Annotated in this window: 12 protein-coding genes and 1 tRNA gene (1 of these 13 cut by a window edge); 4 read left to right on the forward strand and 9 right to left on the reverse strand. The window is 36.2% G+C overall.

From position 1 onward, the window contains the following. Nucleotides 1-19 precede the first annotated feature (19 nt). Nucleotides 20-1,303 (forward strand): UDP-N-acetylmuramoyl-tripeptide--D-alanyl-D-alanine ligase, encoded by a 1,284-nt coding sequence (locus K1I41_RS01175; protein ID WP_220640866.1) that lies wholly within the window; start codon nt 20-22, stop codon nt 1,301-1,303. Nucleotides 1,304-1,359: 56 nt separating this feature from the next. Here the strand turns inward: K1I41_RS01175 and K1I41_RS01180 are convergent. From K1I41_RS01180 to K1I41_RS01205, 6 genes are all read right to left on the reverse strand, one after another. Further along, nucleotides 1,360-1,434, reverse strand: a tRNA-Val gene (locus tag K1I41_RS01180). 93 nt (nt 1,435-1,527) lie between these two features. After that, nucleotides 1,528-2,742, reverse strand: coding sequence for a bifunctional folylpolyglutamate synthase/dihydrofolate synthase (locus tag K1I41_RS01185; protein ID WP_220640867.1), 1,215 nt, complete (start codon nt 2,740-2,742; stop codon nt 1,528-1,530). Nucleotides 2,743-2,802: 60 nt separating this feature from the next. Beyond that, nucleotides 2,803-4,029, reverse strand: coding sequence for a Glu/Leu/Phe/Val dehydrogenase dimerization domain-containing protein (locus K1I41_RS01190; RefSeq protein ID WP_220640868.1), 1,227 nt, complete (start codon nt 4,027-4,029; stop codon nt 2,803-2,805). Between the two features lie 90 nt (nt 4,030-4,119). Beyond that, nucleotides 4,120-6,126, reverse strand: coding sequence for a tetratricopeptide repeat-containing sensor histidine kinase (locus tag K1I41_RS01195; protein ID WP_220640869.1), 2,007 nt, complete (start codon nt 6,124-6,126; stop codon nt 4,120-4,122). 96 nt (nt 6,127-6,222) lie between these two features. Further along, nucleotides 6,223-6,402, reverse strand: coding sequence for a hypothetical protein (locus K1I41_RS01200; RefSeq protein WP_220640870.1), 180 nt, complete (start codon nt 6,400-6,402; stop codon nt 6,223-6,225). A gap of 191 nt (nt 6,403-6,593) precedes the next feature. Next, nucleotides 6,594-7,319, reverse strand: a complete 726-nt coding sequence (locus K1I41_RS01205) for a LytR/AlgR family response regulator transcription factor (protein ID WP_255566949.1) — start codon at nt 7,317-7,319, stop codon at nt 6,594-6,596. Nucleotides 7,320-7,423: 104 nt separating this feature from the next. On the opposite strand from K1I41_RS01205, the gene K1I41_RS01210 reads away from it, so the two are divergent. Next, the gene (locus tag K1I41_RS01210) at nt 7,424-8,104 is read left to right on the forward strand and encodes a response regulator (protein WP_220640871.1); all 681 of its coding nucleotides are present in this window, start codon (nt 7,424-7,426) and stop codon (nt 8,102-8,104) included. On the opposite strand, the gene K1I41_RS01215 is transcribed toward K1I41_RS01210, so the two are convergent. Then, nucleotides 8,082-9,224: an anhydro-N-acetylmuramic acid kinase gene (locus tag K1I41_RS01215; protein WP_309508874.1), complete on the reverse strand. Its 1,143-nt coding sequence runs from the start codon at nt 9,222-9,224 to the stop codon at nt 8,082-8,084. The two genes, K1I41_RS01210 and K1I41_RS01215, sit on opposite strands and share 23 nt — an antisense overlap. A gap of 41 nt (nt 9,225-9,265) precedes the next feature. Between K1I41_RS01215 and K1I41_RS01220 the strand changes: the two genes are divergently transcribed. Beyond that, the gene (locus K1I41_RS01220; RefSeq protein ID WP_220640872.1) at nt 9,266-10,408 is read left to right on the forward strand and encodes an acyl-CoA dehydrogenase; all 1,143 of its coding nucleotides are present in this window, start codon (nt 9,266-9,268) and stop codon (nt 10,406-10,408) included. A gap of 34 nt (nt 10,409-10,442) precedes the next feature. Here K1I41_RS01220 and K1I41_RS01225 read toward each other — a convergent pair whose 3' ends face one another. Continuing rightward, entirely contained in the window at nt 10,443-10,808 is a 366-nt protein-coding gene (locus K1I41_RS01225; RefSeq protein ID WP_220640873.1) for a hypothetical protein, read from the reverse strand. A 309-nt stretch (nt 10,809-11,117) separates the two neighbouring features. Here K1I41_RS01225 and K1I41_RS01230 point away from each other — a divergent pair, with 309 nt between their 5' ends. Beyond that, nucleotides 11,118-11,456 (forward strand): helix-turn-helix domain-containing protein, encoded by a 339-nt coding sequence (locus tag K1I41_RS01230; RefSeq protein WP_220640874.1) that lies wholly within the window; start codon nt 11,118-11,120, stop codon nt 11,454-11,456. Between the two features lie 77 nt (nt 11,457-11,533). Here K1I41_RS01230 and K1I41_RS01235 read toward each other — a convergent pair whose 3' ends face one another. Continuing rightward, nucleotides 11,534-14,053: the 3' portion of a T9SS type B sorting domain-containing protein gene (locus tag K1I41_RS01235; RefSeq protein ID WP_220640875.1), read on the reverse strand. The gene runs 753 nt beyond the window's last position; the window shows 2,520 of its 3,273 coding nt (coding positions 754-3,273); the start codon falls outside the window, past its right edge — the gene reads right to left on this strand; its stop codon occupies nt 11,534-11,536.

The following is a 14,053-nucleotide window of genomic DNA, read 5'->3' on the forward strand; positions in this document are numbered from 1 at the left end:
GCTTTATTTTTTTATGTATATGGACATAGCAGAACTTTACAGCTATTTTAAGCAATGTGCATCGGTAGCTACCGATACCCGAAAAATTGAGAAAGACACCTTATTTATAGCACTTAAAGGAGCTAACTTTAACGCCAATACATTTGCAACAGAAGCATTAGCTAAAGGAGCTAAATATGCTGTAGTTGATGAACCTGAATACCAGACTGACGAAAGAATACTTCTTGTAGATAATACACTTACCACATTACAAAAACTCGCTAACTTTCACAGGAAAACACTTGGCTTACCCATTATTGCATTAACAGGTAGTAACGGAAAAACCACTACCAAAGAGCTTATTAATGCTGTACTCTCCACGCAATATACTACCACCGCAACAGTGGGTAACCTCAACAACCATATTGGTGTACCACTAACACTATTATCCTTTACAGAACAAACAGAAATAGGCATTGTAGAGATGGGTGCTAACCACCAGAAAGAAATAGAATTTTTATGTAGTATAGCCGAGCCTAATTTTGGCTATATTACCAATTTTGGGAAAGCACACCTAGAAGGTTTTGGAGGGTATGAAGGGGTTATAAAAGGTAAAAGTGAGCTTTATACTTACTTAAAAGATACTGTAAAAACTGTTTTTGTAAATCTGGATGATGTCATACAGAAAGAAAAGACAGCTACAATATCGCGCTTTACATTTGCTGTAAACAATTACAATTGCGATGTTAATATTGAGTATGTAACAGCAAACCCAATGGTAGAGGTTACTTATAAAGGGACAAAAATAAAAACCAATTTAATTGGCATTTATAATGCAACGAACATAAGTGCAGCTATTGCCATTGGAACTTATTTTAAAATAAATGAGGCAAACATTAAAAATGCCCTCGAAAACTATGTTCCTAATAACAACCGTTCGCAAATTATCCAAAAAGATAATACCAGAATAATACTCGATGCCTACAATGCAAACCCGAGTAGCATGCGGGCTGCCATAACTAACCTTGAACAGTTGGATGGCAAAAATAAAATAGCCATATTAGGCGATATGTTCGAGCTTGGTAGAGAAAGCGAAGTAGAACATAAAAAAATAATTGACGTAGCCTTAAACACTAACTATATAACCTTCTATTTTATAGGGAAGTCATTTTTTGAGAATAAAATTGAGGCAGAGCATATTTACTTTTTTGAAAGTTTCGAGAATTTTAGTTATTACTTTAAAAATGTAGACACCCAAAATAATACGCTGCTGATAAAAGGATCACGCGGTATGGCACTAGAACGTATTTTGGATAGTTTGTAAATCCAAACGGAATATATTAAATAAAAAAAGCAAGCTATAATAGCTTGCTTTTTTTGTGGGCGATGAGGGATTCGAACCCCCGACCCTCTCGGTGTAAACGAGATGCTCTGAACCAACTGAGCTAATCGCCCGTATTTGCAACAACCATTAAGTATTACCTTGTTTGTTATTGCGAGTGCAAATATAGTTTAGTTTTTGGTTTTTGCAAACATAATTTTAAAAAATTATAAAATTTCTGCTACCACAAAAGTACTACCGCCTACATATATAAAATCGTTTTCAGATGAATCTTTTAGGGCTGCTTGGTAAGCTTCTGGCACCGAATTATATACTTTTCCTACCAAACCAAACTTGCTTGCTTGGCTTTGTAATACTAAAGGATCTAAACCTCTTAAAAGGTTTGGCTTGCAAAAATAATACTGTGCTGTTTTGGGCAACAAAGGTAAAATATCCGATAAATCTTTATCCTTAACTACTCCAAAAACAATTCGCAACACATCATACTTTTGTTTTGCTAACTGTTGTAGTACAACTTGCAATCCATGCGGATTATGTGCCGTATCGCAAACCACAGTAGGGTTGTGTTGCAATTGTTGCCATCTGCCCATAAAGTGTGTAGTAGTCGCTACATGTAACAAGCCTTTTTTAATGGCTTCTGTTGTAATAATAAAATGTGGTTGTACCACTTTTAATACTTGTAATACTGTTTTTTGATTTTGCTGCTGATAGTTACCCAGTAAATCGGATGGATACGTGTTGTGCTCTACATCTTGCGCAAAGTAAATTGGAGCATTTTGCTTGCTTGCTACAGCATTAAAAACAGGTTTTGTTTGGGTAGTATATTCGCCAACAACTACAGGAATATCTCTTTTTATAATGCCCGCTTTTTCGCCTGCTATAGCTGCCGTTGTAGTCCCTAAAAACTGGGTATGATCCAAGCCAATATTTGTTATAACGGCAACTAATGGTGTTGTAATATTGGTAGCATCCAGCCTCCCTCCCATTCCAGTTTCTATAATGGCTATATCAACTTTTTCAAAAGCAAAATAATCAAACGCTAGCCCAACAGTCATTTCAAAAAAGCTAAGGTTGTTTGCCTCGAAAAAAGGTTTGTTGCTATTAATAAAGTTGCAAACATAATCTTCGGAAATATTATTACCATCTATTTTAATGCGCTCTCTAAAATCTTTTAAATGCGGCGAAGTATACAGCCCTGTTTTGTAGCCTGCTTGTTGGAATATGGCTGCCAGCATGTGCGATACCGAACCCTTGCCGTTAGTACCTGCTACATGTATTGTTTTTATTTTCTGCTCTGGGTTACCTAAGTATTTTGAGAGTGAAATTATGTTACTGAGGTCTTTTTTATAGGCAGAAGCACCCTGTTGCTGGTACATGGGCAATCTGCTAAACATCCAAGATAAAGTTTCTTTATAGTTCATGTAAACAAAAAAATGGCAGAATATCTGCCATTAAAATTACTATTTTTATTTATACAATGCTTATACCAATTGCTTAAGGGCAATCTCAAAAGCGGTATGGCTTATGTTTGTTTTGGCACTACTTTGTGCGTGTACATTTTGTATGGCACGTTGTATAGTTTCGGATGTATCTTTAAATACTGCCTCGTCCGTCATACTCACTTTTTTCTCCATAAAGTAGGCAAAAACTCTTGCCATACCACAGTTAGAAATAAAATCGGGTATTAAACTTACTTTGCTATCGGTAGCTTCCATAATAGGACCAAAGAAGATTTCTTTGTCTGCAAAAGGTACATTAGCACCGCATGAGATAACTTCGAGTCCGTTATCAATCATACTATCAACTTGATTTTTGGTTACAAGCCTAGACGCCGCACAAGGGGCAAATATCTCAGCACCCATACTCCAAATTTCTTTGTTGATCTGCTCAAACGGAATCATATCGTTAGCTACTAACTTATTGCCATCTTTATTCAGGAATAAGTCTCTTATCGCTTCAAAGGTAAAACCATCCTTGTTCATTACACCACCATCACGATCTATAATACCTACTACTTTTGCACCCATTTCGGCTAGGTAAAATGCTGCTGCCGAGCCTACATTACCAAAACCTTGTACTATAGCTTTTTTGCCTTTTACATCGCCTCCGTATATGCTGTAAAAATGGCGTACTGCTTCTGCTACACCGTACCCAGTAATCATATCGGCAACGGTATATTTTTTATCTACGTTTGGAGAGAAATCAGGGTTTTCTATAACTTTTATTACACCTTGGCGCAATTGTCCTATTCGGTTTATTTTGTCTGCCTCAGTGGGCTTAAAATGTCCGTTAAAAACACCTTCTTGCGGATGCCATACACCACATTCTTCCGTCATCGGGATAACCTCATGAATTTCATCTACATTAAGGTCGCCCCCTGTACCGTAGTAACTTTTTAACAATGGCGAAACAGCCTTGTACCATCTTTGTAGTACTCCTTTTTTACGAGGATCGGCGGGGTCAAAGTTTATTCCCGATTTAGCACCACCTATTCCTGGTCCCGAAACGCTAAACTTTACCTCCATTGTTTTGGCTAACGAAAGTACTTCGTTCATATCAAGCCCTTTTCGCATTCTGGTTCCTCCTCCTGCTGCACCACCACGCAACGAGTTTATTACAGTCCAGCCTTCGGCTTCTGTTTCACTATCTTTCCAGTTAAATACTATTTCGGGTTCTTTATTCTCGAATTTACTTAATAAGTCTTTCATTTGTTGTGGTTTTATTAATCGACACAAATATATGAAATAAACCCCGCAAAAAAACTGCGGGGCTATAAGGTGTTCTGATTTTGTTTTGTGTTAGATTGGGAATGTAACTTTAATTATTGAGCCGTTTCCTACCTGTGATGTTATTTCGATATTACCGCTTAATGCGAGTGCACGCTTGTTAAGGTTTTTGAGTCCTATACCTCCTTTTGAAGTTTGTGTATCAAACCCAATACCGTCATCCAATATGGTAACGCTTATACTATCCGATTCTTTCTCTATGGTTACTTTGGCAAAGTTAGCCTGTGAGTACTTGTTTATATTTTGCAGGGCTTCCTGAACAATTCGGTATATATTAACTTTAAGAATATTGGAGAGCACATCCCAGTTAACAGTACTATCTATATCACTCTCGAACACCGTGTTAAAGTCATTTTTCTGACTAGCAATCATGTACTGCAATATATTTTCGAAACTTTTTTCTTGTTGCAGCATTGCGTTCTTGCTCAAATCATGTGATACAGCCCGTATTTCAGTTTCTACTTTTTGCAAGTCTTTTATAAATCCTTTTCGTTTTAGTATGGCTTCTTCGTCTGCTTTTTTATTGATGAATTCTAGGTTGAGCCGAACGGCATAAATATTATTTAAAATACCGTCGTGCAACTCCATGGCTATTCTGTCTTTTTCTTCTTTACGAGCAAGGTCTATTTTAGTTTGTTGCTCATTCATTAACTGGTATATCTCCTCATTTGCTTTTTGTTGTTCTTGAATTAGGAGTAGTTCTTTATTGCGTGAATTTAAGTAGTAAATTATAAAAACAGCCGCTATAAATAATAACGCTATGGCAGATGCGCCAATTATAAGGCTATTTCTTTTTACGAGTGCTTCTTTTTCACTTTGGAGTTTATTTGTTTCGTACTCAATACGTGCATACTTCTCTCGGTTGGCACGCGCCATATCCTGTAAACTATCGTTTACTGTAATATAACGGTTGGAATAGTAAATACTCCTGTCCTTATCAAGTTCGGCAAGTAACTTTAGGCTATTTAAAATATCAAAATGACTTTTTATCTTTTTTGCATTACTATAGGCATTCTTAAGGTATTTTAGGGCTTGTACAGTATCTTGTTCAGAAGCAAAATACTCTCCTAAATGAATACTGCTTGCCACAATACCCGATGTATTGTTAATACTATCGCGTATGTTTAACGATTCATAAAAGAGGTCGGGCAAGTCTTTATCATCTCCTGCCTTAAACTTGGCGTAGGCTAAATTGTTCAGGAGTTTTGCATACAGGTAGGTTGCTCTGTTTTTTAAATCGTTAATTTGTAAAGCTTCATTGTAAATATCAATGGCTTTTTGGTAATCACCCTGCTTAATGTAAACACCTCCTATATTATTGTAGCATGAAGCCTTGTAAATTTCGATATTAGCTTCGCTATACCCTTCGTTTCTAAAATTGTCTAGGTACTGAAAAGCATCGTTGTAATAAGCAAGTGCCTCTTTGGTATTGTTCTGCCCGTCCAGTGCCGATGCTATTAAGTTATAACAATTGTAAATGTGTACTGTTCTGTTATCTTTTTGGAGTAACTCCAATGCTTTAAACGCTTGCACTTCGGAAAGCACATACTCCCCAATATTGTAGTATATGTACGCTTTGTAAAGAATAATCTCTCCCAAGCCTCCAGGTTCATCTAAATCCAGATAAAGTTTTTCGGCTTTATCATAATAATAAAAAGCAGTATCGTTATTGGATTTTGCGTAATAAATATCTCCAATTCTATACAGCGTTTTAGCTATATCTAACGTATCCTCAACCTCTGTTGCCATTTCGAGAGCATCATTACTAACCACTAATGATTTATCGTATAAATCCAGATTATAGTATGCTGCTATTGTACGGCTGTACAGATAGCGGGTAACAGAATCGTTTTGCTTATTGGATTTTAACTCCATATAGGCCGAATCGACATATTTACGACGTTCGCCAACTTCTAGCCCAGTATTATTGGATTCGTCTAGGTATTTTCCTGCTTTAGTCTGAGATAATACTTTATCCTCAGGAGAACTGCAAGATGTGGCATACAGTAGTATAACCAAAATTGCGACTATTTTTTGAAGTGTATACAAATTTTTGAGGGCAATGGTTTTATACCATTGCCCTCAAAAATACTTAATTTTATGCTAATTATACAATTATGGCTTCATAGGTGGCTTCGGAAGGTCTTTATCTCCGTTATCATTAGGGTTTTGAGTTCCCCCGTTAAAAGGAATACCATCCGCTTGAGTTTCCATGTCGCTGTCGTCCGTAGAGCAAGAAACAGTTGTTAAACCTAAAAATGCTACCAGACCTAAAATTAGAAGATTTTTTTTCATAATAATAAAATTTTAAAGATGTGTGTGTGATTAACTATTCGTTTTCTATACTATAAAAACAATCGTTTTAGCAATTATTTCTGGTACAAATGTACGAGCAGAAATACTTATAGCATAATGATTTACAGCACGTTTAGTAGAACATACTCATCTGCTAGTAACTCGACTGGTTTAAAGGGTGGATTATTGTATTACAAATATTCGGGGGCTATTTTACGAATAATGGCATCCACATTTTCTTTAAAAGTTTTAGAAAATGATATCGAAATATCGCTATGGCTAAGGTAGCATAACGATTTGCCTGTGTTTATACGAGAGATATAGTTACTATTAACTATGTAGCTGTTATGTATACGGAAAAAGAACAGGGGCAGATTTGCCTCGTAGTGCTTTAATGTTTTATAAGCAGTAAGTTTTCTGCCATTTTGCAAATAAAAGTCAGTAGTATTATTATCTGCTTTTAAGTAAACAATATCATGCAACGATATAAACTGATAATCGCCGTAAGAGCGTATGCATATAGTATTATTGGCTATTACAGGATTTGTTTTTTGGAATTTCAGCAATGTTTTGCGTAACTCAAAAGATATAAGCGGTTTAAGCAAATAATCGGATACTCCTGCTTTCATAGCATCAAAAGCATGTTTGGGCGTACTCGTTACTACCACAAAGTAAGGCAACCTATCTAAAAACTGATGCAATTCAGTTATTATAGATAGTGAGAGCTGGCTACTTTTTTTCTTGGAAGCTATTTCTGTAAAAACCATTTGTGGTTCTAGCTCTAGTATTTTATTTACAGCTTCCTCTTTAGTAGTTGCAACACCAGCACAATAGTACTCAGGAAAGCCTTCCATTAAAGAAAGTATCTCTTTAACGTGGGCTTCATTGTCATCTATTATTAAGTACGAATATTGCACTGAAAAAAAAATTAGGGAAAATTTTGAGAAATTTACCTATAAAGGGGTTGACAATTTTACGGTTTTCCCGTAAAATTTGTTAATTTTGTAGATATACAAACTCTATGTCACAGAATTTGAACATTTTAATCGTTGATGATCACCCTATGACGGTTAACGGATATGTAAACGTATTATCTGAAGAAAACTTTGAAGGGCGCAACTTAAATTTTACTAAAGCATTAAATTGTAAAGATGCTTATAACATTATTACCCAATCGGTAACGGATGAGAACCCGTTTAACATTGCTTACCTCGATTTGAGTTTACCTCCTTACCCCGAAAAAAACATATTTTCAGGGTTTGACCTTGGTGTACTCATAAAAGCCATAATTCCTGATTGTATTATAATTATACTTACAATGCATAGCGAAGCTGCATTGGTAGACAGGCTTATAAAGGAAATAAACCCTAGAGGCATTTTATGCAAAAGCGATATTGATATCGATGAGTTTTTAAATGCCTTTAAAATTGTTTTTGAGGATGGCGAAACCTATTTGAGTAATAAGATTAGGAAAGCCATGAAGGATAAGGTTTTTGACAACTTTAACTTAGATAGCTACGATAAACAAATACTCATGCGCCTTTCTGAGGGAATATTAACCAAAAATATTCCTAACTACGTACCGTTATCGCTTAGCGCTATAGAAAAAAGAAAAGCACGTATGAAGAACATGCTGCTGGAAGAACAAGGTGGTGATGATTACGAACTTATAGAAACTATTAAAAAGATGGGGATGCTTTAGGGTATAACACCACACCAGAGCTATGGTTGGTTTTAGCTCCTGTATAACTGCACAAAACATTTACCTCATTACGTAGTTTTAGCACACCTAATAAACCAAATAACAACGCCTCTTTGTACTGTACCGTATCATCATCGGGTACAGTAACTTTTGTATTAGGTAAAAGTGCTTTTATTTTTGCAATTAAAAAAGTGTTGTACGCCCCTCCCCCTGTTATTAACAAGCTACCCTTTGAATTTTTGCTTACAATTGCCCTAGCAATTTGCATAGCACAATGGGTTATAAATGTACATAGCTTATTTTTTATACTGCTATTATGTTGCTCCATAACGGGTAATACAATTGCTTTAACAAACTCAAACCCTAACGATTTTGGATAAGGCATTGCATAATAATCAATAGCATTTAATGCACTCAGTAATTCTGGTAGTACTTGCCCAGTTGCAGCTATAGCACCACCATCGTCATAAGCATATCCCAAACTATTGGCATAGTAATTTAATACGGTATTTACAGGGCAAATATCATAAGCAATACGCTTGCCATTTTCCTCAAACGATATGTTAGAAAAGCCACCGAGGTTCAAACAAAAATCATATTCAGTAAATAAAAGCCTATCGCCTATAGGTACCAATGGTGCGCCTTGCCCACCCATAACCACATCCTGCACCCTAAAATTGCAAACAAAAGTCTGTTTAACCATATCAGCTATAGTAGGCAAATTGCCTATTTGCAATGTAAACCCATTTTGTGGTTGGTGTAATATAGTGTGCCCATGCGAGCAAACAGCATCTATAACCGTTATATTGTACTTATTAATAAATGTGTTTATAATACCTGCCAGTAGCACAGTATAATCTTCGTTAAGTTTACGCAACGCAGCAAGCTTAAAATTGATACCCGACTTGAGCCGTTCTACCCATTCTGGAGTATACGCAACGGTAGTTGCTCGGTGTATGGTGTAACTCCATTGCTCGTTGTACTTAACTAACGAAATATGAGCCAAGTCGACCCCGTCAAGGGATGTTCCAGACATTACTCCGATAACGTTATAGCTTTGCTTCTCCATCTGGCTAAAATTACTCATTCTAGTTGAAAAATTGGCAATTATTAAGTACATTTGAGCACTTTAAAAACAAGAAAACAAACTGTTAGATACTTATGGATTTTAAACTTACTGAAGAGCACTTGATGATACAACAAGCGGCTAGAGATTTTGCACAGACAGAATTACTTCCGGGTGTTATAGAAAGAGATGAAACCCAAACTTTCCCTACAGAACAGATTAAAAAGATGGGCGAGCTTGGTTTTATGGGTATGATGATTGACCCTAAATATGGGGGTAGCGGGCTTGATACGGTATCGTACGTGTTGGCTATGGAAGAGATTTCTAAAATAGATGCATCTGCTTCAGTAGTAATGTCTGTAAACAATTCTCTTGTTTGTTGGGGATTACAAACTTTTGGTACAGAAGAACAAAAACAAAAATACCTTACACGCCTTGCTACGGGCGAAATTATAGGCGCATTCTGCCTGTCAGAGCCAGAAGCGGGTAGTGATGCAACATCGCAAAAAACTACAGCTATAGATAAAGGCGACCATTATTTGCTTAACGGTACTAAAAACTGGATTACCAACGGTAGTACTGCCGATGTTTATTTGGTAATAGCACAAACGGATATTGAGAAAAGACATAAAGGTATTAACGCCCTTATTATTGAAAAGGGCATGCCTGGTTTTGAGATTGGTGCTAAAGAGCAAAAGTTAGGTATTAGAGGATCGGACACGCACTCGCTAATGTTTACAGATGTTAAAGTACCAAAAGAAAACCGCATTGGCGAAGATGGCTTTGGTTTTAAATTTGCCATGAAAACACTATCTGGAGGTCGTATAGGTATTGCGTCGCAAGCTTTAGGTATAGCATCTGGAGCGTACGAGTTAGCTCTTAAATACTCTAAAGAGCGTAAAGCTTTTGGTACAGAAATTTGTAACCACCAAGCTATTGCGTTTAAACTTGCCGATATGGCGGTTAATATTGAGGCTGCAAGACACCTTTGCCTTAAAGCAGCATGGGATAAGGATAACGGAAATAACTACGATATTAGTGGTGCTATGGCAAAACTATATGCATCGCAGGCTGCTATGGATATTGCAGTAGAGGCTGTACAAATACATGGCGGTAACGGGTACGTTAAAGAGTACCATGTAGAACGATTAATGCGTGATGCTAAAATAACGCAGATATATGAGGGAACGTCTGAAATTCAGAAAATAGTAATTTCAAGGTCAATTATCTCACAATAATTATAACAACAATTACAAATAAAAAAGGTCAGCTTTAATAGCTGGCTTTTTTTATGCTTTCTTGTTCTGTGTATTGGGTATTCAGTTCAACCAAACGGAGTATGGAATCTACCAGATGGTTTTTATCTAAATTAACATCTATATGTATAAAATCGCCATCCCGTTGTAGTATTGCACCACTCTCTAATGGAGAACAAAGTATTGTTTTCATGTATGGGCGTTGCAGCTTTATGTAATCCATAAGCTCTAACTCATCGTTGAGAAAAAAAACCAAACAATCCGCATCGGAATTGGTAATACGATTACTAGCAGTAAGGTGCTGCAAGTCGAAATTCAGGGGGGCGTTACTTTTTAACAAATCAAAATATCCAAATTGATTGTCATAAATCCAGATTTTCATAAAGTTAATTTTTTAAATAAATTCAAAAAATAATTATCAAAAGATAATTACGTTAGTTATTATTTACTTGTTTTTCATCGAGTAAAACAAGCACTACATCGAAAATAATAATTCGCGCCCCCGCTATTATATGTAGTTTACTATTTTTATACTATTACTTCTTGTAAGTAATTAAAAAACAAATTGATAAATTAATTACAGTAATATCTATTATGTAATTTCTTAATTCAAATGTAACATTATTTATTCAATAATAATCCTAACGATTCGTTATTTTTCAACTAAAATTCAACTAAAACTAATGCTATTATGAATGTAATTGGACAAAAAATCAAGAGACTTAGAGAAGAGAAAGGGATAACGCAAGAAGCTATGGCAGTGCAGCTTGATGTTACCCAAAGTAATTATGGACGACTTGAGAAAGACGACCGCAGACTTAATGTAGTAAAGTTGCTAAAAATAGTACGCATACTAAACACTAATATATCGCATATATTTAATGAGACCGATACTGTTGTAGCGACTGAGAATACTGACAAGCTTAATAACAATAAAGAGGTTTATGATATACTTGTAGAGAGTTTACGATCGGAAATACAACATTTGAAAGAGGAGATATCTTTCCTTAGAGTAATTGTAAAGAGTTAGTAATTTTTTATATAGAAATTTGTAGAATTATTTATCCTCATATAGTTTATATATGAGGATTTTTTTATTGTAGCTTATCATCGTACCATAGCAAAATGTCCTTTATGCGTACGCCCATCTTGGCGTGTAACTACAAACCAATAGTCTGTAGAGGGTAGTTTGTTACCATTGTAAGTACCGTCCCAGCCTTGATTTAAAGCATCAAAACCTGTAATTAACTTCCCGTATCTGTCATATATATAAACAAATAAGTCAGGCTCGTAAGATGAAAAAGGTATTCTCCAGGTTTCGTTTACACCATCACCGTTAGGAGTAAAAAATTTAGGGTAGTTTAGTAACACTACTTCTTCCTCTATAACACCACAGCCATTACGATCGCGAATATATAAGGTATACACTCCTGTTTCTAAACCTGTAAATGTATTTTCTGCTTGGTATAAAATTCCATTAATTGAGAACTCGTAATCGCCCGCACCAGATACTGTTACCATAATGGCGTTATTATTATACGTCCAGTCTACAGTAGTAGTATCAATTATAGTAGCTACAGATGATAAGTTTACCAATATTTCGGTTGTAGTTTCGCATTCGCCATCAGCAACTGTAACGGTATACGTACCTGTTTCATTAACGGTAATGGATGGAGAAGTTTCTTCGGTAGACCATAAGTAACTATCATAACCGTTACCTGCAGATAATGTAACTGTACCATCGTCGCATAAATAGTATTGTTCTTGCACATCTAATACAGGATTTTGATTTATTACTAATTCAAACGAAATAATATCATCACAAATAGGAATAAAGCGTTGTATTAATTTTGCATAAATAGTAGTTGTATTTCCTGTAGCCGTATACAAATCTGGCAATGGATTTTCTCCAGCATTAGCGTCATTCAAAGAAGCGTGGTACGTCAGCTCATAAAGGGCTTCACTTTGGTCGCCCAGTATAGTACTGTTAAGTACCGATAAATCAAATTCGTGAGAGAGAGTTGGCTCATCGCCCATATCAATACAATGAAAAAGATTATCAGGTTGTGTGGCCACTACTAAATCTGGAAGTACATTTATATTCTGATTTAAGCGCGATACGTTGCCACAATCATCCTCTACCACAAATCGGTAAGTACCTGCTGCCAAACCCGAAAATGTATTATCTGTACCATTATCGAGAATAACAGCATTCGTATCTGGATCTTCTATTCTGTAATTAAGTGGTGGTATTCCATCGGCATCTATAACTATATCATCTGGGTTATCAGAGCACGAAATATTGTAAACACCATTAATTCGGGGTTGATTGAAGTAGTTAAAAAACCCCAACTCTTCAAAGCAATTTTTTTGCTCTGTACCATTACCAAAAGTTTCAAATGATTTCAGGATTCTAAAATCTCCCGTAAAAGTCAAATTAAAGATGGTAGTATTGTTTTGCAGTGTTATGGAATTACCTTCATCAGGTACAGTTCCATCTGGATATACAGCCCCCGTATCGGGATGCCCCCACTCATTCGTTTCAGCATTTATTAATCGCTGTAACCAATATGAAGGTGTGCTGGATGAAACAGCATTATCCGTCATTATTATATCAAAAGAACCGCAATTGGGTACAAATGTAAACGGATTTTCAGAAGGCTGATAACCTACTACAGTTGTAGTAACCTGAGCTTGTATACCACAAACATCAGTAGCTACAAAAATATAATTCCCTTCTGGTAAATTATCCAAAAAGAAATCTCCCGACACATTATCTATACTTGCTGATAAATTCTCAGGCAAGGTACCCTCATAACCTGCAGGTGCCGTTACCAATACGATATCATTCAGGTTAGCGTTACCACTTGTTATTGCAATAGCCCCTACACCTATGGTACAATCAGAGGACGGTGTTATGGTAAATTCTTGCTCTGTAAACGGTGGTACAGTAACAAAATCTTCGTATATATCACCACAATCATCAGTAATACGAATTAAATAGGTACCCAAGGGCATATTTAGTAATAGTAACCGGCCGCTACTATTAATGGAAGAAGACACATCTTGGGGTAAGGGAACAGAAAGGGTGTTAACATATGCATCAGGGGCTTGTAATATTTCTGCAATAGCAATTTGTCTATCGCCAACAGAAACTGAAATTCTACCTGAATCTGAAAAGCAACCGTTGTTACGAGCTGAAAAAACTGGTGTTGGTATTTCGTTTACAATATCAAACTCTGCTGATGCTGTCCGTCCGCAATTATCTGTTAAAACTACAGTATAACTACCTTCGGGCATAGAATTTTCCTCGGATCCGTAGACTGCAGAACTGGTATTGAAAGGACCTGGATGGATTGTATTAAAAACATCAGGGTTAAAACCATCGGGCACAGCTGTAAACTCTAAAAAATATGGAGGACTAAACTGGCTAGCGCTTAAAGTAAGTATTTTATTTCCGCACTCTACATCTTCAACATTATCAGAAAGTGTTGGGAGCAGGTTTACAACTACGCCAGCATTACCAAACTCATTACCACAACTATTGGTTATAGAAATATCATAGGTATAAGGTTCTCCATCGTACAAATCAAACTCTCTAACTAACTCTAGGGAGTTTGGAGCACC

Source organism: Flavobacterium litorale, assembly GCF_019613795.1.
In the GTDB taxonomy this organism is placed as follows: Bacteria; Bacteroidota; Bacteroidia; order Flavobacteriales; family Flavobacteriaceae; genus Flavobacterium; species Flavobacterium litorale.

Bases quoted from the DNA above. Each gene is read 5' to 3' on its own strand.
- K1I41_RS01200 (WP_220640870.1), bottom strand. From the start codon at position 6,402: ATGAAAAAAAATCTTCTAATTTTAGGTCTGGTAGCATTTTTAGGTTTA.
- K1I41_RS01230 (WP_220640874.1), top strand. From the start codon at position 11,118: ATGAATGTAATTGGACAAAAAATCAAGAGACTTAGAGAAGAGAAAGGG.
- K1I41_RS01175 (WP_220640866.1), top strand. From the start codon at position 20: ATGGACATAGCAGAACTTTACAGCTATTTTAAGCAATGTGCATCGGTA.
- K1I41_RS01190 (WP_220640868.1), bottom strand. From the start codon at position 4,029: ATGAAAGACTTATTAAGTAAATTCGAGAATAAAGAACCCGAAATAGTA.
- K1I41_RS01225 (WP_220640873.1), bottom strand. From the start codon at position 10,808: ATGAAAATCTGGATTTATGACAATCAATTTGGATATTTTGATTTGTTA.
- K1I41_RS01185 (WP_220640867.1), bottom strand. From the start codon at position 2,742: ATGAACTATAAAGAAACTTTATCTTGGATGTTTAGCAGATTGCCCATG.
- K1I41_RS01220 (WP_220640872.1), top strand. From the start codon at position 9,266: ATGGATTTTAAACTTACTGAAGAGCACTTGATGATACAACAAGCGGCT.
- K1I41_RS01210 (WP_220640871.1), top strand. From the start codon at position 7,424: ATGTCACAGAATTTGAACATTTTAATCGTTGATGATCACCCTATGACG.
- K1I41_RS01215 (WP_309508874.1), bottom strand. From the start codon at position 9,224: ATGTACTTAATAATTGCCAATTTTTCAACTAGAATGAGTAATTTTAGC.